This window comes from Vibrio genomosp. F6 (assembly GCF_005146325.1).
GTDB classification, from domain to species: Bacteria; Pseudomonadota; Gammaproteobacteria; order Enterobacterales; family Vibrionaceae; genus Vibrio; species Vibrio cortegadensis.
Window position 1 is genome coordinate 1 of record NZ_SYUT01000057.1, and the last position, 25469, is coordinate 25469.

Annotated in this window: 24 protein-coding genes; 13 read left to right on the plus strand and 11 right to left on the minus strand. The window is 43.1% G+C overall.

Annotated elements, in window-relative coordinates; translation table 11 throughout:
- Nucleotides 1–273: 273 nt before the first annotated feature.
- The 3 genes from hemG to FCV43_RS17605 are packed head-to-tail and all read right to left on the minus strand — an operon-like array spanning nucleotide 274 to nucleotide 2941.
- Entirely contained in the window at nucleotides 274–801 is a 528-nt protein-coding gene (gene hemG, locus FCV43_RS17595) for a menaquinone-dependent protoporphyrinogen IX dehydrogenase (protein ID WP_017054292.1), read from the minus strand.
- Nucleotides 802–811: 10 nt separating this feature from the next.
- Nucleotides 812–2269, minus strand: a complete 1458-nt coding sequence (locus FCV43_RS17600) for a TrkH family potassium uptake protein (protein WP_029203544.1) — start codon at nucleotides 2267–2269, stop codon at nucleotides 812–814.
- A gap of 48 nt (nucleotides 2270–2317) precedes the next feature.
- Complete coding sequence (locus FCV43_RS17605) at nucleotides 2318–2941, minus strand: YigZ family protein (protein WP_136995894.1); 624 nt, start codon at nucleotides 2939–2941, stop codon at nucleotides 2318–2320.
- A 216-nt stretch (nucleotides 2942–3157) separates the two neighbouring features.
- On the opposite strand from FCV43_RS17605, the gene fadB reads away from it, so the two are divergent.
- The 3 genes from fadB (at nucleotide 3158) to FCV43_RS17620 (ending at nucleotide 7805) form a co-directional block, all read left to right on the plus strand.
- Nucleotides 3158–5329 (plus strand): fatty acid oxidation complex subunit alpha FadB, encoded by a 2172-nt coding sequence (fadB, locus tag FCV43_RS17610; protein WP_136995895.1) that lies wholly within the window; start codon nucleotides 3158–3160, stop codon nucleotides 5327–5329.
- A 27-nt stretch (nucleotides 5330–5356) separates the two neighbouring features.
- Nucleotides 5357–6520, plus strand: a complete 1164-nt coding sequence (gene fadA, locus FCV43_RS17615; RefSeq protein WP_136995896.1) for an acetyl-CoA C-acyltransferase FadA — start codon at nucleotides 5357–5359, stop codon at nucleotides 6518–6520.
- A gap of 304 nt (nucleotides 6521–6824) precedes the next feature.
- Nucleotides 6825–7805 (plus strand): MDR family oxidoreductase, encoded by a 981-nt coding sequence (locus FCV43_RS17620; RefSeq protein ID WP_017054297.1) that lies wholly within the window; start codon nucleotides 6825–6827, stop codon nucleotides 7803–7805.
- Between the two features lie 157 nt (nucleotides 7806–7962).
- Here the strand turns inward: FCV43_RS17620 and FCV43_RS17625 are convergent, their stop codons facing one another.
- Both FCV43_RS17625 and FCV43_RS17630 read right to left on the minus strand, forming a co-directional pair.
- The gene (locus tag FCV43_RS17625; protein WP_136995897.1) at nucleotides 7963–8907 is read right to left on the minus strand and encodes a LysR family transcriptional regulator; all 945 of its coding nucleotides are present in this window, start codon (nucleotides 8905–8907) and stop codon (nucleotides 7963–7965) included.
- Between the two features lie 129 nt (nucleotides 8908–9036).
- Entirely contained in the window at nucleotides 9037–9222 is a 186-nt protein-coding gene (locus tag FCV43_RS17630; protein WP_136995898.1) for a hypothetical protein, read from the minus strand.
- Between the two features lie 141 nt (nucleotides 9223–9363).
- On the opposite strand from FCV43_RS17630, the gene tusA reads away from it, so the two are divergent.
- Complete coding sequence (tusA, locus tag FCV43_RS17635; RefSeq protein ID WP_017054300.1) at nucleotides 9364–9615, plus strand: sulfurtransferase TusA; 252 nt, start codon at nucleotides 9364–9366, stop codon at nucleotides 9613–9615.
- Between the two features lie 81 nt (nucleotides 9616–9696).
- Here tusA and FCV43_RS17640 read toward each other — a convergent pair whose 3' ends face one another.
- The gene (locus FCV43_RS17640) at nucleotides 9697–9954 is read right to left on the minus strand and encodes a hypothetical protein (RefSeq protein ID WP_017054301.1); all 258 of its coding nucleotides are present in this window, start codon (nucleotides 9952–9954) and stop codon (nucleotides 9697–9699) included.
- Nucleotides 9955–10357: 403 nt separating this feature from the next.
- On the opposite strand from FCV43_RS17640, the gene glyQ reads away from it, so the two are divergent.
- The 3 genes from glyQ (at nucleotide 10358) to FCV43_RS17655 (ending at nucleotide 14890) form a co-directional block, all read left to right on the plus strand.
- On the plus strand, nucleotides 10358–11278 hold the full coding sequence (glyQ, locus tag FCV43_RS17645) for a glycine--tRNA ligase subunit alpha (RefSeq protein WP_017054302.1): 921 nt from the start codon (nucleotides 10358–10360) through the stop codon (nucleotides 11276–11278).
- Nucleotides 11279–11280: 2 nt separating this feature from the next.
- On the plus strand, nucleotides 11281–13347 hold the full coding sequence (gene glyS, locus FCV43_RS17650; RefSeq protein ID WP_136995899.1) for a glycine--tRNA ligase subunit beta: 2067 nt from the start codon (nucleotides 11281–11283) through the stop codon (nucleotides 13345–13347).
- A gap of 292 nt (nucleotides 13348–13639) precedes the next feature.
- Complete coding sequence (locus FCV43_RS17655) at nucleotides 13640–14890, plus strand: valine--pyruvate transaminase (protein WP_017054304.1); 1251 nt, start codon at nucleotides 13640–13642, stop codon at nucleotides 14888–14890.
- An 87-nt stretch (nucleotides 14891–14977) separates the two neighbouring features.
- On the opposite strand, the gene FCV43_RS17660 is transcribed toward FCV43_RS17655, so the two are convergent.
- The 5 genes from FCV43_RS17660 to dnaA all read right to left on the minus strand — a co-directional run bounded on the left by FCV43_RS17660 (nucleotide 14978) and on the right by dnaA (nucleotide 21975).
- Nucleotides 14978–15415, minus strand: a complete 438-nt coding sequence (locus FCV43_RS17660; protein WP_017054305.1) for an Hsp20 family protein — start codon at nucleotides 15413–15415, stop codon at nucleotides 14978–14980.
- A 503-nt stretch (nucleotides 15416–15918) separates the two neighbouring features.
- On the minus strand, nucleotides 15919–18336 hold the full coding sequence (gene gyrB / locus FCV43_RS17665; RefSeq protein ID WP_017054306.1) for a DNA topoisomerase (ATP-hydrolyzing) subunit B: 2418 nt from the start codon (nucleotides 18334–18336) through the stop codon (nucleotides 15919–15921).
- Nucleotides 18337–18354: 18 nt separating this feature from the next.
- Complete coding sequence (gene recF / locus FCV43_RS17670; protein WP_136995900.1) at nucleotides 18355–19434, minus strand: DNA replication/repair protein RecF; 1080 nt, start codon at nucleotides 19432–19434, stop codon at nucleotides 18355–18357.
- Nucleotides 19435–19441: 7 nt separating this feature from the next.
- Nucleotides 19442–20542 (minus strand): DNA polymerase III subunit beta, encoded by a 1101-nt coding sequence (gene dnaN, locus FCV43_RS17675; RefSeq protein WP_017054308.1) that lies wholly within the window; start codon nucleotides 20540–20542, stop codon nucleotides 19442–19444.
- Between the two features lie 26 nt (nucleotides 20543–20568).
- A complete protein-coding gene (dnaA, locus tag FCV43_RS17680) occupies nucleotides 20569–21975 on the minus strand; it encodes a chromosomal replication initiator protein DnaA (protein ID WP_017054309.1) in 1407 nt (468 codons plus the stop codon).
- A 309-nt stretch (nucleotides 21976–22284) separates the two neighbouring features.
- Between dnaA and FCV43_RS17685 the strand changes: the two genes are divergently transcribed.
- The 6 genes from FCV43_RS17685 (at nucleotide 22285) to yidD (ending at nucleotide 25467) form a co-directional block, all read left to right on the plus strand.
- The gene (locus FCV43_RS17685; RefSeq protein WP_136995901.1) at nucleotides 22285–23046 is read left to right on the plus strand and encodes an amino acid ABC transporter substrate-binding protein; all 762 of its coding nucleotides are present in this window, start codon (nucleotides 22285–22287) and stop codon (nucleotides 23044–23046) included.
- Between the two features lie 84 nt (nucleotides 23047–23130).
- Complete coding sequence (locus FCV43_RS17690; RefSeq protein WP_017054311.1) at nucleotides 23131–23802, plus strand: amino acid ABC transporter permease; 672 nt, start codon at nucleotides 23131–23133, stop codon at nucleotides 23800–23802.
- On the plus strand, nucleotides 23799–24536 hold the full coding sequence (locus FCV43_RS17695; RefSeq protein ID WP_136995902.1) for an amino acid ABC transporter ATP-binding protein: 738 nt from the start codon (nucleotides 23799–23801) through the stop codon (nucleotides 24534–24536). Before FCV43_RS17690 ends, FCV43_RS17695 begins: the two co-directional genes overlap by 4 nt.
- A gap of 205 nt (nucleotides 24537–24741) precedes the next feature.
- Nucleotides 24742–24876, plus strand: coding sequence for a 50S ribosomal protein L34 (gene rpmH, locus FCV43_RS17700; protein ID WP_017054313.1), 135 nt, complete (start codon nucleotides 24742–24744; stop codon nucleotides 24874–24876).
- Nucleotides 24877–24919: 43 nt separating this feature from the next.
- Nucleotides 24920–25243, plus strand: coding sequence for a ribonuclease P protein component (gene rnpA, locus FCV43_RS17705; RefSeq protein ID WP_017054314.1), 324 nt, complete (start codon nucleotides 24920–24922; stop codon nucleotides 25241–25243).
- Complete coding sequence (yidD, locus tag FCV43_RS17710; protein WP_084654886.1) at nucleotides 25210–25467, plus strand: membrane protein insertion efficiency factor YidD; 258 nt, start codon at nucleotides 25210–25212, stop codon at nucleotides 25465–25467. Before rnpA ends, yidD begins: the two co-directional genes overlap by 34 nt.
- The last annotated feature ends 2 nt before the right edge of the window (nucleotides 25468–25469 follow it).

Here is a 25469-nt window from a genome sequence, read left to right on the forward strand (position 1 = left end):
CTAAATTGTTAAAGAGCTTGTTTTAAGCTTTGCTCAAAACGGACGGCCATTTTAGCGATTCAACTAAAAGTGTCAAACACTTTTTTAAGTTATTTCGTAACTCTAAATTGTCCTTCTGAATCACTTCAGAACTCTCTGTGAGCCCTTACCGTGTCAGCGAGGTGGCATTATAGAGATTGCGATCACATTGGCAACCCCTTTTTGCAAAAAAAATGCATTTTATTATCGTTCGACTAAAAAACATTCAAAAGACCATATAAATCGACATTCTGATTACATATCTTTAAATTTTTGAGCAAATTGAGATACTTTTTCCCAATTCGTATATTCAACTTCTTTGCTTGTATCTGTCTCTCCTCCAGTCATCGTCATAATTAAACGAATCATGGTTCTATCAAAGAAGTTATAGCGAGGATAATAGAGAGCTCCAGCGAAAACGCCAATCATCTTAGGTTTCCACGGTGATTTTTTTAAGAAGGTTTTGATATACGCACTACCTTCTGGCGTATCTTTCCCTTGGTCTTCTTTCCTCGCGGTAAGGTTGACACAAAAGAAAGCGACTTTGCTTAACTCCAACTGAGTTAAGTTTTTACTGATGAAACGGTATAGATCTTTGTTTAGATGACCATAGCGAATAGAAGCACCGATCAAAACTCGCTCATACTGAGAAAAGTCCACCGTTTCTATTTCACTGAGATTTTTAGTTTCACAAGAGTAATCTGAAAGTTCACCCTCTATATACTGAAGGATTTTTTTCGTTTGGCCTTCTCGGCTTGAATAAAGAAAAAGAGCTTTTGCCACGAGAGTTTCCTTAGCTACGCCAGAACGTAGGAGTCAAAAGAATTAAAAGAGTGAAAATTTCTAAACGGCCAAATAACATGGAGACGACTAATACCCACTTAGCACTATCATTAATATCACCAAAGTGGAGCGCCACCTCTCCAAGACCTGGGCCTAAATTATTGAGTGTTGCTGCAACTGCGGAGAACGCACTGAGTTCGTCCATTCCTGTCGCTATCAACCCGAGCATACAAACTACAAAAACCAATGCATAGGCGGAAAAGAATCCCCATACCGCATCAACAACTCTTTGCGGTAGGGCTGAACCACCTACTTTAATGGTGTATACCGCTCTAGGGTGGACAAGACGCTTCATTTCACGAGCACCTTGCAAAGTAAGAAGCAGAATTCGAATCACCTTCATTCCACCACCAGTTGATCCTGCACAACCGCCGATAAAGGAAGAGAAGAGTAACAGCACAGGTAAAAACAGTGGCCACTCTGAAAATCCTGTCGTGGTAAAACCAGCCGTTGTTGAGATGGATACTGTTTGGAATAGAGCCTGATCAAAAGCGTCATAGATGGAGTCATAAGACTGGTGATTCAAAAGCAATAAGAAGCAAACAAGAAACAGAACGCTTTGAATAAAGATAAAGGCTCTGAATTCAGGATCTTTCCAATAATATTTAGGGTGCACGCCACCAGAGGCAAATGCAGCAAAGTGCAAAGAGTAGTTACATGCAGAGATAAGAAGAAATACAACGGTGATCATATTTATCGCGTGGCTATCAAAATAACCCATACTGGCATCATGAGTTGAAAATCCACCGATCGCAATAGTCGAAAAGCTATGGCTAATGGCATCGAAGAAACTCATTCCTGCAAGCCAAAAAGCAAAAGCACACGCAATAGTCAAACTTAAATAGATATACCACAACGCTTTCGCGGTTTCGGCTATTCTCGGAGTCATTTTACTGTCTTTAACTGGGCCTGGAATTTCGGCTCGATATAACTGCATTCCCCCGATCCCAAGAACAGGTAAGATCGCAACCGCAAGTACGATTATCCCCATTCCCCCAAACCATTGTAGAAACTGGCGGTAAAACAGAATCGCTTTAGGCAACTCATCTAACCCGACAATAACGGTCGCTCCCGTTGTCGTTAACGCTGAGAATGATTCAAAAAAGGCATCGGTAACTGAAATACTAGGGTTATCAGCAATAAGAAAGGGAAGTGAACCAGCACTACCGATTACCGTCCAAAACAAAACGACAATCAGGAACCCATCCCTCGCTTTTAATTCATGTCGGTGACGTCTATTTGGAAACCAACAGATCCCTCCGCAAAAAAGCAGAACAAAGAAAGTGGTAACAAAAGGAACACCAGCACCATCACGGTACAGTAACGCCACAAATGCAGGCGCTAGCATGGAAACACTAAATAGAGCGAGCAACAGCCCGACGATTCGTATGATTGATCGAAATTGCATGAATAATTAACGAAACTTAGCTTGAAATAAAGCGGCGCTTCTAACTTCCTAGTTATCTTTTATTCCGGTGACCAACGCTTTGGCACCGCTTTTATTTATAATGATTTGAGTAAAGGCATCAACATGACGCTGTTCTATCTCAATATCCATAACAACATGCTCACGATAGTCAGCTTGAGCTTCGACTGCATCGAATTGGCTCATCACTGATTGTGCGATAGGCATAAAAGAGTAGTCTAACTCTAGCCGCAAGTGAGTGGTGATTTTTTTCTCGATTGTTTGAAGCAGCTTTAATGCTTGTTGCACTCCGCCACCATATGCTTTGACTAAACCACCCGTTCCAAGCTTAACTCCACCCGAATAACGTGTGACAACCGCCGTTAGCTCACCCACTCCAGATCCTGATAATTGCGCTAAGATTGGTTTTCCTGCGGTCCCAGAAGGTTCACCATCATCACTAAACCCCCACTTCATTGAATCTTCAGCTCGGCCAGCGACAAAACCCCAACAATTATGTCGAGCTCCAGAATGTTCAGCTTTGATCTGTTCAACAAACAGCTTCGCAGCTTCTACACTTGGTGTATGGGCTAAATGAGTTATGAAGACGCTTTTTTTAATTTCTTCTTCAAATGTCACAGGTGAAGAAGGAATTAGATAGGGAAGAAAATTCATGGTTATCAATTTATATGAATAGTGGCGCTAGTGTAACACGCTCCAAATAAAAGCGATCCTAGATCTGACCCTGCGCACAATGTTAAACAAATGTTTAAAAAATGTATTGAGTTTGACCATCTACAAGTCCACACTAGAATTACTGGTCTAACCAGAACATAAAAACAACACTAATTCTCTCAAACAATCAAGGATTGTGAGTGACGGAGATAGATAATGATTTACCAATCGAACACCCTACAAGTTAAGGAATTACAAGACGGTATCGCAGAATTGAGCTTTTGCGCACCAGCGTCGGTCAACAAGCTTGATCTTGCAACTCTTGAATCACTAGATAAAGCACTCGATGCTCTAAATCAACACCAAAGTTTAAGTGGATTAATCCTTACTTCAAACAAAGACACTTTTATTGTTGGTGCAGATATTACCGAGTTTCTTGGTCTGTTTTCGAAACCAGAAGCAGAGCTAGAAGAGTGGCTTAAGTTTGCCAATAGCATCTTCAACAAGCTTGAAGATCTTCCTGTTCCAACACTTTCGATGATCCGCGGTCATGCACTTGGTGGCGGTTGTGAGTGTGTACTCGCGACCGATTTCCGGATTGGAGACAAGACCACCAGCATTGGTCTACCTGAAACTAAACTAGGTATCATGCCAGGATTTGGTGGGTGTGTTCGTCTACCTAGAGTAATAGGTGCAGATAGCGCCATGGAAATTATTACCGCAGGAAAAGCGAGCCGAGCGGATGACGCATTAAAAATTGGCCTTCTCGATGCCGTTGTAGACAGCGATAAATTACTCGACTCAGCCATCAATACCATCACTCTCGCTAAAAATGAACAGCTCGATTGGCAAGCTCGACGCAAGCAGAAAACATCCGCTCTCACGCTAAGCAAGCTAGAAGCGATGATGAGCTTTACGATGGCAAAAGGTTTGGTCATTCAAAAAGCAGGGCCTCACTACCCAGCACCGATCACCTCTGTTAAAGCGATTGAAGATGCCGCACGTTTAAGCCGAGATGGCGCACTCGATGTTGAAAGACAATACTTCGTAAAACTCGCCAAATCAGAAGTCGCCCAAGCTCTTGTTGGTCTGTTCCTCAACGATCAATACATTAAAGGTATCGCAAAAACTGCCGCGAAATCAGCAAGCAAAGAAACTCAGCGAGCAGCGGTATTAGGTGCCGGTATTATGGGTGGTGGTATCGCTTATCAATCTGCTCTGAAAGGTGTTCCGGTAATAATGAAAGACATCGCACAAGCATCGCTAGATTTAGGCATGAATGAGGCTTCTAAGCTACTCAATAAACGCTTATCTCGTGGTCGTTTAGATGGTTTCAAAATGGCAGGGATTCTTTCATCGATCACTCCAAGCCTACATTATGCGGGCATCGAACAGTCCGATATCATCGTAGAAGCCGTGGTTGAGAACCCAAAAATCAAAGCCGCAGTATTAAGTGAAGTCGAATCACATGTCGGTGAAGATACAGTTGTCACATCAAATACCTCGACGATTCCAATCAACTTATTAGCAAAATCACTCAAACGCCCTGAAAATTTCTGCGGCATGCACTTCTTCAACCCAGTACATCGCATGCCCCTTGTTGAAATCATTCGTGGCGAACACACCTCTGACGAGACGATCAACCGAGTGGTGGCATACGCAGCAAAAATGGGGAAATCACCTATTGTTGTCAATGACTGCCCCGGTTTCTTCGTCAACCGCGTGTTATTCCCTTACTTTGGTGGGTTTAGCAAACTGCTCAGTGATGGTGCTGATTTCACAAAAGTCGATAAAGTTATGGAACGTCAATTTGGCTGGCCAATGGGACCTGCTTACCTACTTGACGTTGTTGGTATTGATACTGCGCACCATGCACAAGCCGTTATGGCGCAAGGCTTCCCAGATCGAATGGGCAAAAGTAGTAAAGATGCCATCGATGCGTTATTTGAAGCGGATAAATACGGTCAGAAAAACGGTTCAGGTTTCTACAGTTATAGCGTAGATAAAAAAGGTCGACCGAAAAAGACATTCACAGAAGATGTTCTACCTTTACTGAAAAATGTGTGCAGTGACGCTCAAGACTTTGATGATCAGACGATTATTCAACGCGTCATGATTCCAATGATTAATGAAGTCGTTCTCTGTTTACAAGAAGGGATTATTGCATCACCTCAAGAAGCGGATATGGCACTGGTATATGGCTTAGGCTTCCCACCATTCAGAGGCGGTGTATTCCGTTACCTAGATAGTATTGGTATTCAAAACTATGTACAAATGGCTGAACAATACCAAGAGCTTGGTGCTTTGTATCATGTTCCTCAGATGTTGAAAGATATGGCAGAAAGCGGCGAAAGCTTTTACCAATCTCAACAATCTAGCTCACTTTAACTCTATCTTTGGAAAAGGAATATAAAGATGAATAACGTAGTAATTGTTGATTGTCTTCGTACACCGATGGGACGTTCTAAAGGTGGAGCATTTCGTCACACAAGAGCTGAAGATTTATCGGCTCACTTAATGAAAGGCATTTTAGAGCGTAACCCTCAAGTCGACCCAAAACAGATCGAAGATATTTATTGGGGTTGTGTACAGCAAACACTAGAGCAAGGTTTTAACGTGGCACGTAATGCCGCCCTACTTGCTGGCCTGCCGATTGAAATTGGTGCAGTAACGGTGAACCGTTTATGTGGTTCATCTATGCAAGCTCTGCATGATGCGGCACGCTCCATCATGGTCGGCGATGCTGAAATCTGCTTGATCGGCGGTGTTGAACACATGGGACACGTCCCAATGAATCACGGGGTTGATTTCCACCCGGGCATGTCGAAGCACGTAGCGAAAGCCGCAGGCATGATGGGATTGACCGCTGAAATGCTCGGTAAAATACACGGTATCAGCCGTGAAGATCAAGATGCATTCGCGGCACGTTCTCACGCCAGAGCACAAGCCGCTACTGTAGAAGGTCGTTTCAAGAATGAAATCCTTCCTACTGAAGCACATGCCGCTGATGGATCGCTGTTTACGTTAGATTACGATGAAGTTATCCGCCCGGAGACAACAGTTGAAGGCTTATCTCAACTCCGTCCTGTATTTGATCCTGCAAATGGTACGGTCACTGCGGGCACCTCTTCAGCGCTATCTGATGGTGCTTCTGCCATGCTCATCATGAGTGAAGATAAAGCCAACGAACTCGGCTTAACTATTCGAGCAAAAGTTCGCTCTATGGCGATTGCTGGCTGCGATCCTTCAATCATGGGATATGGCCCAGTTCCTGCGACACAAAAAGCACTTAAACGTGCCGGCCTAGAGATAGGCGATATGGATGTCGTCGAGCTCAATGAAGCCTTTGCTGCACAATCATTACCGTGTGCGAAAGATTTAGGTTTGCTCGATGTAGTCGATGAAAAGGTCAACCTAAATGGGGGCGCTATCGCATTAGGTCACCCTCTGGGTTGCTCTGGCTCTCGTATCTCCACAACATTGATCAACCTGATGGAAGCAAAAGATGCGAAGTATGGGTTAGCCACAATGTGTATTGGTTTAGGCCAAGGTATTGCGACGATTTTTGAACGTCCATAGCTTTAAATATTCATAGAGGCTAAAGCGTTCTGACAGTATGCGGATATCATAAGAGTCTGCATACACCCGATGAAACGAAGAGATAGAATGCACACACCGCCTTCTATCTCTTTTTTTATCGGTGATCATCGACAATTAATGTATGTATAAAACGCATAGTAAACATGTCAAAGTATCATTTTTTTTCTTTATCACTCTGTCCTACACTCATTGTCATTAACAAAACAGATATTGATAAGCTGAATCCATATTGAACCTTTCAGCGATGTCACCACACCTACATTGGAATCTCTGGAGAATTTTTATGTTTAAAGCATTAGTCCTAAACCAAGAAGACAAAAAGACCATCGCAGCGGTAACCGAAATTGAAGAGTCACAGCTACCTGAAGGTAACGTAAAGATCGATGTGAACTACTCTTCTCTAAACTACAAAGATGGATTAGCAATTACAGGTAAAGGACGAATCATCCGTAACTTCCCAATGGTTCCCGGTATTGATTTAGCAGGGAAAGTATCTCACTCAGATGACCCTCGCTATAAAGAAGGTGATGAAGTTGTTCTTACTGGTTGGGGCGTTGGTGAAGGTCACTGGGGCGGAATGGCAGAGAAAGCAAGCTTAAAGGGCGACTGGTTAGTGCCTATGCCAAAAGGGCTTGATGCTAAAAAAGTAATGACGATTGGTACCGCTGGTTTTACAGCAATGCTTTGTGTTCAGGCCATTGTTGATGCAGGCGTGAAACCAGAAGACGGTGAGATCCTCGTGACAGGTTCAAGCGGTGGTGTAGGCAGCGTGTCAATTACTCTGCTTAACCAACTTGGTTATAAAGTAGCAGCCGTCACTGGCCGAGCTTCAGAAAACGGAGAGCTACTTAAATCACTCGGAGCAAGCCGCATTGTTGAGCGAGCTGAACTTGAAGAACCAGCAAAACCATTAGAGAAACAGCTATGGGCAGGCGCGATTGATACGGTTGGCAGCAAAGTATTAGCAAAAGTATTGGCTCAAATGGATTACAACAGCGTTGTGGCTGCATGTGGCCTTGCTGGTGGTTTTGACTTACCGACAACGGTTATGCCATTTATTTTACGTAATGTCCGCCTACAAGGTGTTGATTCCGTAATGTGCCCACGAGAGAAACGCATTAAAGCGTGGGAACAACTTTCTGAACTATTACCAGAGTCATTCTATGACCAAGCAAGTAAAGAGGTCTCTTTAGAAGAGGCTATCCAAGCCGCTGAAGATATCACTAACGGCCAAATCACAGGTCGTGTTGTAATTAAGATTTAATCCAAATGCTATCGCTTCAAAAAAGATAGCACCAAAGAAGAAAGGTGATGCTCATGGCATCACCTTTTTTATATCCAGTCTATTGAGACATTAGCTAAGCGATTCAATAAATCCACGCCATCAATCTAATCAATAATAGTAACCATAACGAATCCAACTAACTGCCCAGACCTATATCTTCCACTCTTTTTGTAATCAGCTTTCTACACTCATCTTTAAGTACGCGACGCAGCCAAGCCTGAGCAGGTGACGTATCGCAACGTGAATGCCAAATCAGCGAATAATCAAACGGTGTGAACTCAAATGGAAGCCGTTTAACCACCAAATCATAACGTTCTGCCACAAGATAAGCTAAATCAGCAGGGACAGTGATCACTAATGGCATCTTATCGACAATCGCCAACGCGGCTTCTAAGTGATAAGCACGTAGCACCATACGGCGCTCTTTTTGATTGACGAGCGCATTATCAAGCAGAGCTTTCACCCCATCACTTATCGCAATCATCGCATGAGGCAGTGACACATAATCTTCCAGCGACAGCGGCTTATTTGCTAATGGGTGATTCTTAGACACCAGACAAGACACGCCCACCAGCCCTAAAACTTCTTGCTTCAATGGGGCAACAGAACCTATCGGCCTACAAATTGCCATATCCACACGCTCAGTGCTGAGTTGTTTAAATAAGTGCTCATGTTGCAGTGGAGCAAACTCCAAAGAGATATTCGGGGCTTGTTCATAAATTTTAGGCAAGGCATAAGGCAAGATCGTCTGCATCGCATAATCTGTCGTCGCAATAATAAAGTGCTGATCGCAATACAGAGGAGAAAAATCACTGGGAGTAAGAAGTTGGCGTAAAGATTCTAACGGCTGATTGATCCGAGAATTAATTTCACGCGCTTTTTCAGTTGGGACAAGATGCTGACCTTGGCGAGTAAAAAGAGGATCATCTAGCATGTCACGTAAGCGCCCTAACACTCGACTCATCGCAGACTGGCTCAAGTTAAGGCGAACGGCTGCCCGACTGACGCTGCTCTCTTCGAGTAACACTTTTAATGCGACTAATAAATTTAAATCGCGACGATATATCTCTTCTAATTCCACAATCTTAATCCTGCGAACTGACACTTCACATTTATACCATGCATTAGATAAAAAAAATCCCGCAGTTAAGCGGGGAAGCCCAAGAAAAATGGGGATAGTGTCGGAATAAGGTGTTGTTCAGGTTTGGATTTAGTTTTCTTGTTCTTCCGAAGAGCTATGCCAACGGCGCATCTCACTCCAAATACCAATAATTGTGGCACTCATACCAATCAAAGGCATAAATGACGCTTCTTCTGGTGACCTAAGCACTAAGGCACAAAAAGAGATAAAGCATAAAACCGAATAAATCGTTAACCTATCTAGTGCAGTCAACATCGCCACTCCTTAGCTCAATTGTTACTAGGTTGTTAATTAAGTTAAAACAAATAGATCGATTTGCCAAGGGTTATTGCATATTTTTTCTACAGAAGTATCATTCCCAGCTCAAAAGCACGATAAAACACTAGAGATATCACCATGACAATCAATTTGGAACTGGCCACTCACACACTTGAAGCGGAAGGATTACGCTGCCCAGAGCCGGTAATGATGGTTAGGAAGACAATACGCAACATGCAGGATGGCGACGTACTATTAGTAAAAGCTGACGATCCTTCCACCACGCGAGATATCCCAAGTTTTTGTCGCTTTATGGATCACCAACTTGTGAGTGCTCAAGTAGAAAGCCTGCCTTATACCTATTTGATCAGAAAAGGATTAGAAGAGTAGTTAAATTTAACGACTCGTTGACTGAAAAAGCTCAGTAAGAATCAAAGAAAAAGCCGCCATATGACTAACTGGCGGCTTTTTTTATTCTTTTTCAACATTATGCAGTTGTGATTGAAGCTTATCGAGTTGGTGTTGCATTTCACGCATATCCTTACGCATTGGAATAATATGTGCGACTCGGATCCAAGCTTCAGCAGCAAGGCCCGTCATGACAATAGAGCCAACCACCATAGGTAACCACATTTCAGTCAAAACCATACCTAACAAAGTTAACGCTAAGCCAACGGTAAAAAGATAACTTTGTTTTTCTGGAGTCATTCCCATGTAGCGAGTCAACATAATCGTACCCTCCTATTTGTAACTCTTAAGATTAAAGTAGCATGACAATTGTGACACTTGTGTGTCAGTCATCACGCTTAAATACGATTTCGGATGAGATTTTGATCTAAGCTAAATTTCGTTTTGCTACTCAGTAATAACTCAGTCATTAAGGCTTAATTCATCCAACAAAAAGGCTCTATTTATCCTTATTTTAGATGCGCGTTAAAATTCACGAATAAATGAAGTTCAACCGATTTTTCCTTTAACTCCCACCTCTTCAACTAAAAATAATCAAAAAACAGCGAAAACTCGAACCATGCTGATTAAATAACCAACATTGCCCCTACTCGCTTTCTGAATATCTGCGTATAATCGAAGGTTATTTTCAGAACTCAGACAAAAGAATCGCGCGAATTTAATTATGCAAAAATACGATATCAAAACCTTCCAGGGAATGATCCTCGCGCTGCAGGATTATTGGGCTCAAAACGGTTGTACCATTGTTCAACCTTTAGATATGGAAGTAGGTGCGGGTACCTCTCACCCAATGACATGTTTACGTGCACTTGGCCCAGAGCCAATGTCTACGGCATACGTTCAACCTTCACGTCGTCCTACTGATGGCCGTTACGGTGAAAACCCAAACCGTCTGCAGCACTACTATCAATTCCAAGTAGCACTAAAACCTTCTCCAGATAATATTCAGGAGTTGTACCTAGGCTCTCTTGAAGTGCTTGGTGTCGATCCACTTGTGCATGATATTCGCTTCGTAGAAGACAACTGGGAAAACCCGACGTTGGGTGCTTGGGGTCTTGGCTGGGAAGTATGGCTAAACGGCATGGAAGTGACTCAATTCACTTACTTCCAACAAGTTGGCGGCCTTGAATGTAAACCAGTAACAGGTGAGATCACTTACGGTATTGAGCGTCTAGCAATGTACATCCAAGAAGTAGATTCTGTTTACGATCTTGTATGGAACGTAGCACCAGATGGTTCTAACGTGACTTACGGTGATATCTTCCACCAAAACGAAGTTGAGCAGTCAACTTACAACTTTGAACACGCAGACGTAGATTTCCTATTCGGTTTCTTCGACCAGTGTGAGAAAGAGTGTAAAGAGCTACTTGAACTAGAAAAACCACTGCCACTTCCAGCTTACGAGCGCATTCTTAAAGCGGGTCATGCATTTAACCTACTTGATGCTCGTAAAGCAATTTCAGTAACAGAACGTCAGCGTTACATCCTTCGTATTCGCAACCTGACTAAAGCGGTAGCAGAAGCGTACTACGCATCACGTGAAGCACTTGGCTTCCCAATGTGTAAGAAGAGCGAGGAGAAGTAACTATGGCGAAGAATTTTCTAATTGAACTAGGTACGGAAGAGCTTCCACCAACAGCACTTCGTTCTCTAGCAGAAGCCTTTGCTTCTAACTTTGAAGCTGGTCTTAAATCTGCTGAACTTTCTCACGAAGGCATCAAGTGGTACGCAGCACCTCGTCGCCTAGCACTTAAAGTGACAGCACTGGCTGAAGGCCAAGCAGACAAAGTCGTTGAAAAACGTGGTCCTGCAATTTCTGTAGCATTCGATGCTGAAGGCAACGCGACCAAAGCAGCACAAGGTTGGGCTCGTGGTAACGGTATTACTGTTGAGCAAGCTGATCGTCTGAAAACAGACAAAGGCGAATGGCTTCTTTTCAAACAAGAAGTAGCTGGCAAACCAGTTCAAGAATTGGTAATGGACATCGCTGCGAAAGCACTCGCGGGCCTACCAATTCCTAAAGCAATGCGCTGGGGTAACTCAGACATTCAATTTATCCGTCCAGTGAAAACACTGACAGTACTACTAGGTGATGAGCTTGTTGAAGGCGAAATCCTAGGCGTAGCTTCTGCTCGTACTATCCGAGGCCACCGTTTCATGGGCGAACAAGAGTTCACAATCGACTCTGCTGACCAGTACCCTGCGATCCTAGAAGAGCGCGGTAAAGTAATGGCGGATTACGAAGCGCGTAAAGCAATCATCCTTGCTGACTCTCAAAAAGCGGCAGCAGCGGTTGGCGGTAAAGCTGACCTAGAAGATGACCTTGTTGAAGAAGTAACGTCTCTGGTTGAATGGCCAGTAGTACTTACAGCGAAGTTTGAAGAAGAGTTCCTAAAAGTACCTTCTGAAGCTTTGGTTTACACCATGAAAGGTGACCAAAAGTACTTCCCTGTTTACGATGAAAACAAGAAGCTACTTCCTAACTTTATCTTCGTATCAAACATCGAGTCTAAAGAGCCTCGTCACGTTATCGAAGGTAACGAGAAAGTTGTACGTCCACGTCTTGCTGATGCTGAGTTCTTCTTCAACACAGACCGTAAGCGCCCGCTGATCGACCGTCTTCCAGAGCTAGACCAAGCTATCTTCCAGAAGCAGCTCGGTACTATCAAAGACAAAACAGACCGCATCACAGAACTTGCTGGCTACATCGCTGAGCAAATCGATGCTGACGTTGAGAAATCTAAGCGCGCAGGCCTACTGGCTAAGTGTGACCTAATGACATCTATGGTATTCGAATTCACGGATACACAAGGTGTAATGGGCATGCACTACGCGACTCACGATGGTGAAGACGAGCAAGTAGCACTAGCACTTTACGAGCAGTACATGCCTCGTTTCGCTGGTGACGACCTACCAAGCACGGGTATCTCTTCAGCAGTCGCAATGGCAGACAAGCTAGACACTATCGTAGGTATCTTCGGTATTGGCCAAGCACCAAAAGGTTCTGACCCATTCGCTCTACGTCGTGCATCACTAGGTGTGCTACGTATCATCGTTGAAAACGGCTACAACCTAGACCTAACGGATCTGATCGGTAAAGCGAAAGAGCTACTAGGCGACAAGCTAACCAACGACAACGTAGAAGCTGACGTTATCGACTTCATGCTAGGTCGTTTCCGCGCATGGTACCAAGATGCTGGTTTCAGCGTTGATATCATCCAAGCGGTACTAGCACGTCGTCCAACTAAGCCAGCTGACTTTGACCAACGTGTTAAAGCCGTTTCTCACTTCCGTGAACTGGAAGCAGCAGAAGCACTAGCAGCAGCGAACAAACGTGTAGGTAACATCCTTGCGAAATTCGATGGCGAACTACCAGCTGAAATCGATCTAGCTCTTCTTCAAGAAGACGCAGAGAAAGCTCTAGCTGAAAACGTTGAAGTAATGACAGAAGCACTAGAACCAGCATTCGCAACAGGTAACTACCAAGAAGCCCTAAGCAAACTTGCTGACCTACGTGAACCCGTTGATGCATTCTTCGATAACGTAATGGTTATGGCTGATGACGAAGCGCTTAAGAAGAACCGTCTAACGCTACTGAACAACCTGCGTAACCTATTCCTACAGATTGCTGATATTTCTCTTCTACAGAAATAATCATTACATCCGTAGCGAAAAAATATTAGGGAAGCATTTTTGCTTCCCTTTTTTCATCCCTTACATTCACCTTTAAAGCCTCCTAAATAGTGTCATTCTGATAATCGTCTCATTTCAAATTGGGCAAGCGATTCGCTTATCTTCATCGTAACTTTGCCTTTTTTTCAATTTTTAACTTTTCGTGCTTTTCGTCGCAAAATTTGTGCGGTATGTTCATAGTTAACACAGCACTTTTCCACTCGTGGAAAGCCCTCAATAAAAAGAACTATTAATGAATTAGGTACGATAAGTAATGCAATTTTCTAAGTTTGGTGAAAAGTTTAATCGATATTCTGGAATAACTCGTCTAATGGACGATCTCAATGATGGCCTACGCACACCAGGAGCCATCATGCTCGGTGGTGGTAACCCTGCCGCCATTCCAGCCATGCTCGATTACTTTAGCCAAGCCAGTGGAGAGATGCTCGCCAATGGTGAACTTGTCGCTGCCATGGCGAATTACGATGGCCCTCAAGGAAAAGATGCCTTCGTAAAGTCACTCGCTAAGTTACTCAAAGAAACTTACGGTTGGGACATCAGCGAAAAGAACATCAGCCTAACCAACGGCAGTCAAAGTGGTTTCTTCTACCTATTTAACTTATTAGCAGGACAACAACCTGACGGCTCGCATAAGAAAATTCTATTGCCATTAGCACCCGAATACATTGGATATGGCGATGCGGGTATTGATGACGATATTTTTGTCTCTTACCACCCAGAGATTGAGATGCTGGATAATCGCCAGTTTAAATATCATGTCGATTTCGAAGAGCTAAAAATCGATGACTCTGTTGCCGCGATTTGTGCTTCTCGCCCAACCAATCCAACAGGCAACGTCCTGACCGATGAAGAAGTTCGTAAATTGGACAAACTCGCTCGCGAAAACAATATTCCGCTACTGATAGATAACGCTTACGGCCTACCTTTTCCGAATATTATCTTTGAAGATGTCGAACCTTTCTGGAATGAGAACACGATATTGTGTATGAGCCTTTCTAAGCTTGGCTTACCTGGTGTCCGCTGCGGCATTGTGATCGCCAGTGAAGAAGTGACTCAAGCGCTCACCAATATGAATGGCATCATCAGTTTAGCGCCTGGTAGCTTAGGCCCTGCGATCGCCAACCATATGATTACGAATAACGATCTACTACGTTTGAGCACGGATGTGATTAAACCTTTCTACAAACAAAAATCGTTGCGTGCTGTCGAGTTACTACAACAAGCGATTCCAGATGAACGCTTTCGGATCCACAAGCCTGAAGGTGCGATCTTCTTATGGTTATGGTTTGATGAACTGCCGATTACCACCATGGAACTGTACAATCGTTTGAAAGCTCGTGGCGTACTGATCGTTCCTGGCGAATACTTCTTTATTGGTCAGGAAGATGACTGGGAGCACGCTCATCAGTGCCTACGCATGAACTACGTACAAGATGATGAAATGATGCAGAAAGGCATCAATATTATCGCAGAAGAGATCGAAAAAGCTTATCAACAAGGTTAGATAAGCGTTGTGGAACTGAAAAGAGCGCCAATGGGCGCTCTTCTTGTCTTAGCTTAAGGTAAAGCCGTTATCTATTCGATGTTTGACTTAATTATTATCAATTAGGTTTTTACCATTAATTGCAATTTTACGTGGCTGCATCGCTTCTGGGATTTCTCTTTCTAAATCCACATGCAGCAAGCCATTTTCCATTGTTGCGCCAATCACTTTAACGTAATCCGCCAATTGGAATTTACGCTCAAAATCGCGCTCTGCAATACCTTGATAAACATAGTTTTTATTTTCTTCAGCTTGACGCTCACCACGAACAATCAGCATATTCTCTTTCTGAGTGATGTCTAAATGCTCATCAGCAAAACCGGCGACCGCCATTGTAATGCGATACTTATTTTCATCTTGCTGTTCAATATTGTACGGCGGGTAACCACCAGAAGAATTTTTTGACGTATTCGCTTCCATCAGATTAAACAGACGATCAAAGCCAATAGCGTTGCGGTATAGGGGAGTGAAATCTACAGTTCTCATAGTACTATCCTTTCATTAAGCAATAGTCTTAGCGTGGAGTATGACTAAAATCAATACAGTGAATGACTTAGTAAACCGCTAAGAGTGTCAATATTCATTCCTCTGGCTTCACCTCAATTAGCGACAACTCTGGGACATGAACATGAATCATTTTTAAATTGTGGGCTGCCAAACGTATCCTCTCATGAGCGATAGTTGGTCAGCGATTTCCGAGGCCCTGTCTCTTCTAGTTATCTAGCAAGAATGGTCTCCTCTTCACAAATAGATATATGGATTGGTCAAAAGAGTTTCAAGGGATTATTTTTAATTATTTTCCTAATTCAATATTTTTCAGTAACTTAAAAACAAAAAAGACCGCCATTTCTGGCAGTCTTTTAATAAAAAATTTAGTTTTTTGAGACGAAGCTATTTCGTTTTAGTTCAAGGAAGAGGCGCGGAGCATACGAATGTATGTGAGCACCTCTGACACAGAAATTAAGCGAAAGAGCGAAGTATCAAAGAGACTAAACGTCTAGGTTTGCTACTTTAAGTGCGTTATCTTCGATGAAATTACGGCGAGGTTCAACTTGGTCACCCATTAACGTTGTAAACAGTTGATCGGCACCAACAGCATCATCGATTTTCACTTGCATCATGCGACGAGTTTCAGGATCCATTGTGGTTTCCCAAAGCTGATCTGGGTTCATTTCACCTAGACCTTTATAACGCTGTAGGCTTAAACCACGACGAGACTCTTTAATCAACCAGTTCAATGCTTCAACAAAAGTATCCACAGGCTGTGTTCGTTCGCCACGTTTGATGTAAGCATCCGCTTCAATCAAGCCATGTAACGCTTCTGATAGATCTGCTAATTTGCCGTACTCTTTAGAGTTAAACAGGTCTACACTCAATGCGTATTCGTGAGTCACACCATGAGTTCGAACGACAATTTTTGGTAAATTAAGACCAAGCTCTGCATGCTGTTCAACTTCTAAGCTGTACTGACTCGCACCCTCTTCTTTCGCGTTCAATTGCTCAACTAAGGTTTTACCCCAAGTCTCAACGGCGCCAGCATCATGACACTGTTCAGCCGTTAGGCGTGGTGTGTAGATAAGCTCATGAATCAGAGCGCGTGGGTAACGACGGCTCATTCGGTCCACCAGCTTAATACCAGCATTATATTGCTGAACAAGCGACTCAAGACCTTCACCAGAAATTGCTGGTGCATCTGCATTCACGTGTAATTCAGCGTTATCAAGCGCTAAAGAAACTTGGTATTGATCCATCGCTTCTTCATCTTTGATGTACTGCTCTTGCTTACCTTTTTTCACTTTGTATAGTGGCGGTTGAGCAATATAAATGTAGCCACGTTCAATTAGCTCAGGCATTTGACGGTAGAAAAACGTCAGTAGCAGCGTACGAATGTGAGAACCATCGACATCGGCATCGGTCATGATGATGATGTTGTGGTAACGCAGTTTGTCTGGGTTGTATTCATCACGGCCAATACCACAACCTAATGCAGTAATCAGCGTCGCAACCTCTTGAGAAGATAGCATCTTATCAAAACGTGCTTTTTCAACGTTTAGGATCTTACCTTTCAGTGGAAGAATCGCTTGGTTTTTACGGTTACGCCCCTGCTTGGCTGAACCGCCAGCAGAGTCTCCTTCCACAATATAGAGTTCAGAAAGTGCAGGATCTTTTTCCTGACAATCCGCAAGTTTACCTGGAAGGCCCGCTAAATCTAATGCGCCTTTACGACGAGTCATTTCACGAGCTTTACGCGCTGCTTCACGAGCACGAGCCGCATCGATAATTTTAGAACAAACAATCTTAGCTTCTGTTGGGTTCTCAATTAGGAACTCAGCCAGTTTTTCGTTCATTGCTGATTCAACAGCAGATTTAACTTCTGAAGAAACTAATTTATCTTTCGTTTGGCTAGAGAACTTAGGATCCGGCACTTTTACCGAAACAACAGCCGTCAAACCTTCACGTGCATCATCACCAGAAGTAGATGCTTTTGCTTTCTTAGAGAAACCTTCTTTATCCATGAAGCTGTTCAACGTACGCGTTAATGCCGCACGGAAGCCAGCAAGGTGAGTACCACCATCTCGCTGTGGAATGTTATTGGTGAAACAGTAGATGTTCTCTTGGAAGCCATCATTCCACTGCATTGCGACTTCAACGGTAATGCCATCTTCACGTTCAAAATCGAAGTGGAAGATTTTCTGGATGATTGGTGTTTTATTGGTGTTTAAGTGATCAACAAACGCTTGGATACCACCTTCATACATGAAGTGATCCATTTTATCTTCTTCGCGTTCATCAACGAGTTTGATGGAAACGCCAGAGTTCAAGAATGATAACTCACGTAGTCGCTTCGCTAAAATTTCGTAATGGAATTCGACATTCGTGAACGTCTCTTCACTTGGCCAAAAGCGAATCTTAGTACCGGTTGCTTCTGTTTTACCTATTACAGCTAGTGGCGCTTGAGGCTCACCATGGCAATAAGTTTGTTGGTGCGTTTCACCTAAACGGTTAATCGTAAGATCAACCTGCTTTGAAAGTGCGTTTACTACTGAAACACCCACACCGTGCAAGCCGCCAGATACTTTATAAGAGTTATCATCGAACTTACCGCCCGCATGAAGAACCGTCATGATTACTTCAGCGGCTGATACACCTTCTTCTTCATGAATTTCAGTCGGAATACCACGACCATCATCGCTCACAGAGACAGAATTATCTTCATGGATCGTGACGATAATATCATTACAGTGGCCTGCTAACGCTTCATCGATTGAGTTATCCACCACCTCAAATACCATGTGGTGCAGACCGGTACCATCATCCGTGTCGCCAATGTACATTCCTGGACGCTTTCGAACGGCATCCAGACCCTTCAGTACCTTAATACTCGATGAATCGTAATTATCTGACATGAATTACTCTCTCACTAATTAACTATGCTCTATTTTGCCATGTTCCACATGAAACATCTTACTGTTTTCATCATGCATATCTGCAATTTGGCTGGCGGTGATAGAACTTACAAAAACCTGAGCCCCCGTCTTTTTTAAGCAGTCCGCTAGGCGCTCACGACGTTGGCTATCTAATTCGGAAGCAAAGTCATCGATAAGATAAACACATTGCTTTCCTGTCACTTGAGTTAAGTGCTGTCCCTGCGCTACACGCAACGCGCAAACCATTAACTTCAACTGACCGCGTGACAAAACATCCTCTACAGGTGTTCCGTTCACTTTTATCTTAAGATCCGCTTTATTTGGCCCACTAAAGGTATAACCAAGTTGCTGATCTCGTTCAAAATTCGTTTCAAGAATTTCGGCGTAAGGTGTATTTTTATCCCACCCACGGTAATAATTTAACTGGATATCAAATTCAGGCAAAAACGTGCGGCAGATTTCTTCGGCCACGACCTTTAATTGCTCTACATAATCTGAACGCCACTGACTGATTTTTTCAGCCAATTGCGCGAGTTCTTGATCCCAGTAACTGAGTTCTCGGTAATCATGAGCAGTTTTCAGTAATGCGTTTCTCTGCTTACTTAAACGCTTAACTCGCCCCCATGCCTCATAGAAACCAACCTCACTATGAAACACACCCCAGTCAATAAATGCACGACGGTGTTTAGGGCCATCGGTAAGTAAATCAAAACCTTCGGGATGAATCAATTGCAAAGGCAATACTTGTGCTAACTGTGCTAACTTCTGCCCAGATTGACCGCCTATTTTAACCTCTGTTGAGCCATCACGCTGTTTATTTATGCCAATAGGTAGCTCAAATTGATCAGAGGTCATAAAACGACCATGAACAAAGAGTTCACTACACTCATTTTGAATGACTCGCCCCGTTAGAGAGCTCTTAAATGAACGGCCATGCCCCAGCAGATAAATGGCTTCAAGTACGCTGGTTTTCCCGCTTCCATTCGGGCCTATAAGAAAGTTAAAGCCTGATGATAGTTGAATATCACAGGCTTCAATATTTCTAAACTGTTTGACGATTAAACGCGTTAAAGGCATTTGTACGTTACAGACGAATCGGCATAACTACATACATCGCACTATCATCTTCAGCATTTTCAACTAAGGCGCTGGCATTCGCATCTGACATTGAGATCCGAACTTGATCACAACGTAGCGTATTTAATACATCTAAGACGTAACTAACATTAAAACCAATTTCGAGATCATCGCCTTCATACGTAACATCCAACACCTCTTCAGCCTCTTCTTGCTCAGGGTTGTTGGCGGTAATTTTCATCTCGTTATTAACAAGATTAACGCGAACGCCACGGAATTTTTCATTCGATAAGATAGCGGCACGAGAAAACGACTGACGTAGTTCATCACAGCTAGCTTCAAGGGTTTTGGTGGTATTTTGTGGCATTACGCGGCGATAATCAGGGAAACGGCCATCAACTAACTTAGAAGTGAATACATAGTTGTTCACTTCAGCTCGGACGTTAGAACTGCCGATTTGCAGTGTCACTGGCTGCTCAGGTGCATCTAACAGTTTCACTAACTCTTGTACCCCTTTACGCGGCACAATAATCTGCTTTTGAGCAAAGTCTGCACCTAATGACACGAGCGATACCGCCATACGGTGACCATCGGTTGCAACAGATCGCAACGTTGAGCCTTCAATCTCAAATAACATGCCGTTTAGGTAATAACGCACATCTTGGTTTGCCATCGAAAATTGAGTTTTTTCAATTAGGCCACGCAACTCAGCTTGAGTCACTGTGACTTCAACTTCACTTTGCCAATCTTCAATATTTGGAAAATCATTCGCAGGTAAGGTAGCCAAAGAGAAACGACTGCGGCCAGAGCGTACTTGAATACGATCGCCATCTAATACCACAGTGATCACTGCGCTATCAGATAAACCTCGACAAATATCAAGGAACTTACGTGAAGGTACGGTAACAGTACCCGCTTCAAATTCACCTTCTAGTGTCACGCGACTGATCAGTTCAACTTCAAGATCGGTAGCCGTCAATGACAGTACGTTATCTTCTACTTTTAGCAGCAAGTTACCTAGAATAGGCAAAGTCGGTCTACCACCTAACGCGCCAGATACTTGCTGTAAAGGCTTGATTAAGTGACTACGTTCAATCGTAAATTTCATATTTAACTCTTAGCAATAACGGGCAATTAAGAAGACAAGGTTCTAATTAGATTTGAATAATCTTCTTTAATATCATGACTTTCTTCGCGCAACTGAGCAATTTTACGGCATGCGTGTAATACCGTGGTATGGTCTCGGCCACCAAACGCATCACCAATTTCAGGCAAGCTATGGTTGGTTAACTCTTTGGCTAGAGCCATGGCCAGTTGACGAGGTCGTGCCACAGAGCGTGAACGACGTTTAGATAATAAATCAGCAACTTTGATTTTGTAATACTCAGCGACTGTTTTTTGAATATTATCAATGGTCACGAGTTTTTCTTGTAACGCGAGTAAATCACGCAGTGCTTCACGAACAAAATCAATGGTGATAGGGCGGCCAGTAAAGTTAGCATTGGCGATAACACGATTTAACGCACCTTCTAACTCACGTACATTAGAACGCAAACGCTTAGCGATAAAGAAAGCCACTTCGTCCGCCAGATGAATCTGATGGTCTTCCGCTTTTTTCATTAAAATTGCCACGCGTGTTTCTAGTTCTGGTGGCTCGATAGCAACCGTTAAGCCCCAACCAAAGCGAGATTTTAAGCGATCTTCTACCCCGTTTATCTCTTTAGGATAACGGTCAGAAGTTAATATAATTTGTTGATTGCCTTCAAGCAGAGCGTTAAATGTATGGAAGAACTCTTCTTGAGAACGCTCTTTATTAGCGAAAAATTGGATATCATCGATCAATAATGCGTCAACACTACGGTAGTAGCGCTTAAATTCTTCGATCGCATTATTTTGCAGCGCTTTCACCATATCCTGAACAAAACGCTCTGAATGCATGTAGATAACTTTTGCATTCGGTTTGTTGTCGATAATGGCATTACCGACGGCATGCAATAAGTGAGTCTTACCTAAACCGGTACCACCATAAAGAAATAGTGGATTATACGCCGTACCAGGATTATCCGATACCTGACGCGCTGCTGCTAAACCCAACTGGTTCGATTTACCTTCCACAAAGTTATTAAACTTATGCTTAATATTCACATTCGAGCGGTGATTAATATTGATCACCTCAGATTCATCATCCCATGTTTTATGCACAGGTCTGCGAGCTTGCATTCGAGCTGGCGCTGAAGATTCTGCCGCAACATCCGCTTGAGAGCGTACGGGCTTAGGTTTCGGTGCTGCTGCCACAGGGCGGCTACCGACCTCAAATCTCAGGCTCGGGATATCATTACCGCAATACTCTTGAAGTAAGCGGTTAATATTATTCAGGTACTTATCGCGAACCCAATCCAGTACAAAACGGTTAGGTGCAAATAGAGTAAGAGTATTGTCATTGAGCTCTGCTTGTAACGGACGAACCCACATGCTGAATTCTGTTGCTGGTAGCTCTTCTTGAAGCTGTTGCAAACATTGCAACCAAAGCGAAGATGACACGATGCCCCACCCTATTTAGATTATCGGAAAAGATTGGCAATTTTACCTGTTGATAACCCAGATCACCAGCACTTGATCGAGGATCCAGTGAATAAGATCGAAGTTATTCACAATATTTGATGGCTAATACAGTTGATCCACACAAATCACCCCAAATTTACCCACACATTGATCCACAATTGAAGGATCAACCACACTTATCCCCAGAACGAAACCCACCTTTCAGTTATGGTTAATAACTACTAGTTATTTATTCTATTGAGTCTTTTCCCAGTAACATCCTGTCCTATAAAAATAAGGAGTTATAAAATGAAAAACTGGATTAAAGGTACGCTTACTGCGATTGCTCTATCAGCAACCATGACACAAGCCGTTTACGCTGCTACAACTGAAGTGAAAGTCGGCATGTCTGGCCGCTATTTCCCTTTCACATTCGTTAAACAAGATAAGCTACAAGGCTTTGAAGTGGACTTGTGGGATGAAATTGGCCGTCGTAACGACTACAAAGTTGAGTATGTTACCGCTAACTTCTCTGGCTTGTTTGGCCTACTAGAAACAGGTCGAATTGATACCATCTCAAATCAGATTACGATCACTGAAGCTCGTCAAGCTAAATACCTATTTGCTGACCCTTATGTGGTAGATGGTGCGCAAATAACCGTTCGCAAAAACAATGACGCGATTAAAAGTATTGAAGACTTAAGCGGTAAAACCGTTGCAGTCAACCTAGGCTCAAACTTCGAGCAACTGCTGCGTGATTACGATAAAAACAACGCAATTACGATCAAAACCTACGACACAGGTATTGAACATGATGTCGCACTTGGCCGTGCCGATGCTTTTGTCATGGATCGCCTATCAGCGCTAGAGTTAATTAAAAAAACAGGCCTACCACTGAAACTCGCTGGTCAACCGTTTGAAACCATCGAAAATGCTTGGCCATTTTTAAATAATGATAATGGTAAAAAGCTACAACAAGATGTGAACAAAGCATTAGCGGCGATGCGTGCTGATGGAACGCTAGGTTCAATTTCTGAAAAGTGGTTTGGTGCCGACATCACCCAAAAGTAATTTGATTGTCGTCAATCAGCCCACTACTTTATCAATGATGTAGTGGGTTTTTGCTTTCTTTACGTTGTACAAAAGAGATAAATAATGGGATTTGATTTTAATTACATGCTGGAACTGTTGCCGATACTGTTTAAGTACCTTGGCACAACCATGGAAATGGCTATCTGGGGATTACTATTCTCACTGATACTGGCCGTCATTCTTGCCAACATTCGCGTATTCAAGATCCCTGTATTCGATCAACTCAGCCAGCTATATATTAGCTTTTTCCGTGGTACGCCATTACTCGTTCAGCTTTTCTTACTCTATTATGGTCTGCCACAAGTCTTTCCTATTCTCGTCGGGCTAGATGCCTTCAGTGCTGCGGTGATTGGGCTTACTCTCCACTTTGCTGCTTATATGGCTGAAAGTATTCGTGCTGCCATCATGGGAATAGATCGTAGCCAGATGGAAGCCAGCTTATCGGTTGGCATGACGACAAGCCAAGCCATGCGAAGAATCATTCTTCCACAGGCGACACGTATTGCCCTGCCATCATTGATGAACTACTTCATTGATATGATCAAATCGACATCACTTGCTTTTACATTAGGTGTTGCCGAGATAATGGCAAGAGCTCAGATGGAAGCTGCATCCAGTTTCCGTTTTTTCGAAGCTTTCTTAGCCGTCGCTCTCATTTACTGGGGAGTGGTCATCATCTTAACTCGAGTGCAGATTTGGGCTGAAGCAAAAATGAACAAGGCATACCAACGATGATAAAACTAACCAATATCCATAAAAGCTTCGGCGATAATGAGATCCTAAAAGGTATTGATTTAGAAATAAAACAGGGTGAGATAATCGTTGTTATCGGCTCTAGTGGTACAGGAAAATCAACCTTATTACGCTGTATTAACTTTCTTGAGCAAGCCAATAAAGGCACGATTAGCATTGATGATATCGATGTGGATACAGAGAAATTTACCAAAGCAGAAATTCTTGCGTTACGAAGAAAAACAGGCTTTGTTTTCCAAAATTATGCACTATTTTCTCATTTTACCGCACGCCAAAACATAGCAGAAGGCTTGATCACTGTTCGTGATTGGAAAAAAGATCAAGCGTATGCCAAAGCACAACAGATCTTGGATGATATCGGCTTAAGCGACAAAGGCGACAGTTATCCAGCCGCACTCTCAGGAGGCCAACAGCAACGAGTTGGCATCGGCCGCGCGATGGCATTACAACCAGAGCTTCTTCTATTTGATGAGCCAACATCAGCATTAGATCCTGAATTGGTTGGGGAAGTTCTCGCATTAATGAAACAATTAGCAACTCAACATCAAACCATGTTGGTTGTAACACATGAAATGCAGTTCGCAAAAGAGGTCGCAGATAGAGTGATCTTCATGGCTGAAGGCAAGATAGTAGAACAGGGAACACCGGATCAAATATTCAATGATCCGCAAGACCCAAGGCTACTAAAATTCTTAAATTTGGTCGGGATCGAATAGGATCCTTGCGCTCTTGCTCACAAAACGTATAATCCGTCGACCGGAATTATCGTTGAACCAATTATTGACTCTTTGAGAGCCAGTGATTACAATTCCGCCTCTTTGTTGAGAGGCGTCGGATTTCCTGTTCTTAATAAAGACAAGAAAATATGCCCACGCCGGGTTTAACAAAACCTAAAAACTACTGATCAGTAAGGTAATTACAATGAAACGCACTTTTCAACCTACAGTTCTAAAGCGCAAGCGTTCACACGGTTTCCGTGCTCGCATGGCGACTAAGAACGGCCGCGCAACAATCAATGCACGTCGTGCAAAAGGCCGTAAGCGCCTTTCAAAATAATTAAATTATTTTGAATACGTTCGCGTTCAATCGGGAGTTACGCTTGTTAACTCCCGAGCATTATCAAAATGTCTTCCAGCAAGCTCATAGAGCAGGCTCCCCCCATTTCACCATTATTGCTCGCAATAACTCTCTTTCTCATCCTCGTCTTGGATTAGCAGTTCCGAAAAAACAGATTAAAACCGCAGTCGGTCGTAATCGCTTTAAACGTATTGCTCGTGAAAGTTTCCGTAATCAACAACATAAACTTCCTAACAAAGATTTTGTTGTAATTGCAAAAAAGAGTGCTCAAGATTTAAGCAATGATGAAATGTTCAAGCTCTTTGAAAAATTATGGCTTCGCCTGTCTCGCCCTTCACGAGGTTAGCTATTGGGCTGGTCCATCTTTACAGATGGTTCATTAGTCCCCTTATCGGACCTCGCTGTCGGTTTACTCCAACCTGCTCTTTGTATGCGTTAGAAGCATTGAAAGCTCACGGTTTTGTAAAAGGGTGTTGGTTATCAGGCAAACGTCTATTAAAATGTCACCCTTTGAATGAAGGGGGATTTGACCCCATTCCACCAGTCCAAAAACAAGACAGAGATAAATAACG

Bases quoted from the DNA above. Each gene is read 5' to 3' on its own strand.
- FCV43_RS17600 (WP_029203544.1), bottom strand. From the start codon at position 2,269: ATGCAATTTCGATCAATCATACGAATCGTCGGGCTGTTGCTCGCTCTA.
- FCV43_RS17605 (WP_136995894.1), bottom strand. From the start codon at position 2,941: ATGAATTTTCTTCCCTATCTAATTCCTTCTTCACCTGTGACATTTGAA.
- fadB (WP_136995895.1), top strand. From the start codon at position 3,158: ATGATTTACCAATCGAACACCCTACAAGTTAAGGAATTACAAGACGGT.
- fadA (WP_136995896.1), top strand. From the start codon at position 5,357: ATGAATAACGTAGTAATTGTTGATTGTCTTCGTACACCGATGGGACGT.
- FCV43_RS17620 (WP_017054297.1), top strand. From the start codon at position 6,825: ATGTTTAAAGCATTAGTCCTAAACCAAGAAGACAAAAAGACCATCGCA.
- FCV43_RS17630 (WP_136995898.1), bottom strand. From the start codon at position 9,222: ATGTTGACTGCACTAGATAGGTTAACGATTTATTCGGTTTTATGCTTT.
- tusA (WP_017054300.1), top strand. From the start codon at position 9,364: ATGACAATCAATTTGGAACTGGCCACTCACACACTTGAAGCGGAAGGA.
- FCV43_RS17640 (WP_017054301.1), bottom strand. From the start codon at position 9,954: ATGTTGACTCGCTACATGGGAATGACTCCAGAAAAACAAAGTTATCTT.
- glyQ (WP_017054302.1), top strand. From the start codon at position 10,358: ATGCAAAAATACGATATCAAAACCTTCCAGGGAATGATCCTCGCGCTG.
- glyS (WP_136995899.1), top strand. From the start codon at position 11,281: ATGGCGAAGAATTTTCTAATTGAACTAGGTACGGAAGAGCTTCCACCA.
- FCV43_RS17655 (WP_017054304.1), top strand. From the start codon at position 13,640: ATGCAATTTTCTAAGTTTGGTGAAAAGTTTAATCGATATTCTGGAATA.
- FCV43_RS17660 (WP_017054305.1), bottom strand. From the start codon at position 15,415: ATGAGAACTGTAGATTTCACTCCCCTATACCGCAACGCTATTGGCTTT.
- gyrB (WP_017054306.1), bottom strand. From the start codon at position 18,336: ATGTCAGATAATTACGATTCATCGAGTATTAAGGTACTGAAGGGTCTG.
- recF (WP_136995900.1), bottom strand. From the start codon at position 19,434: ATGCCTTTAACGCGTTTAATCGTCAAACAGTTTAGAAATATTGAAGCC.
- dnaN (WP_017054308.1), bottom strand. From the start codon at position 20,542: ATGAAATTTACGATTGAACGTAGTCACTTAATCAAGCCTTTACAGCAA.
- FCV43_RS17685 (WP_136995901.1), top strand. From the start codon at position 22,285: ATGAAAAACTGGATTAAAGGTACGCTTACTGCGATTGCTCTATCAGCA.
- FCV43_RS17690 (WP_017054311.1), top strand. From the start codon at position 23,131: ATGGGATTTGATTTTAATTACATGCTGGAACTGTTGCCGATACTGTTT.
- FCV43_RS17695 (WP_136995902.1), top strand. From the start codon at position 23,799: ATGATAAAACTAACCAATATCCATAAAAGCTTCGGCGATAATGAGATC.
- rpmH (WP_017054313.1), top strand. From the start codon at position 24,742: ATGAAACGCACTTTTCAACCTACAGTTCTAAAGCGCAAGCGTTCACAC.
- yidD (WP_084654886.1), top strand. From the start codon at position 25,210: ATGGCTTCGCCTGTCTCGCCCTTCACGAGGTTAGCTATTGGGCTGGTC.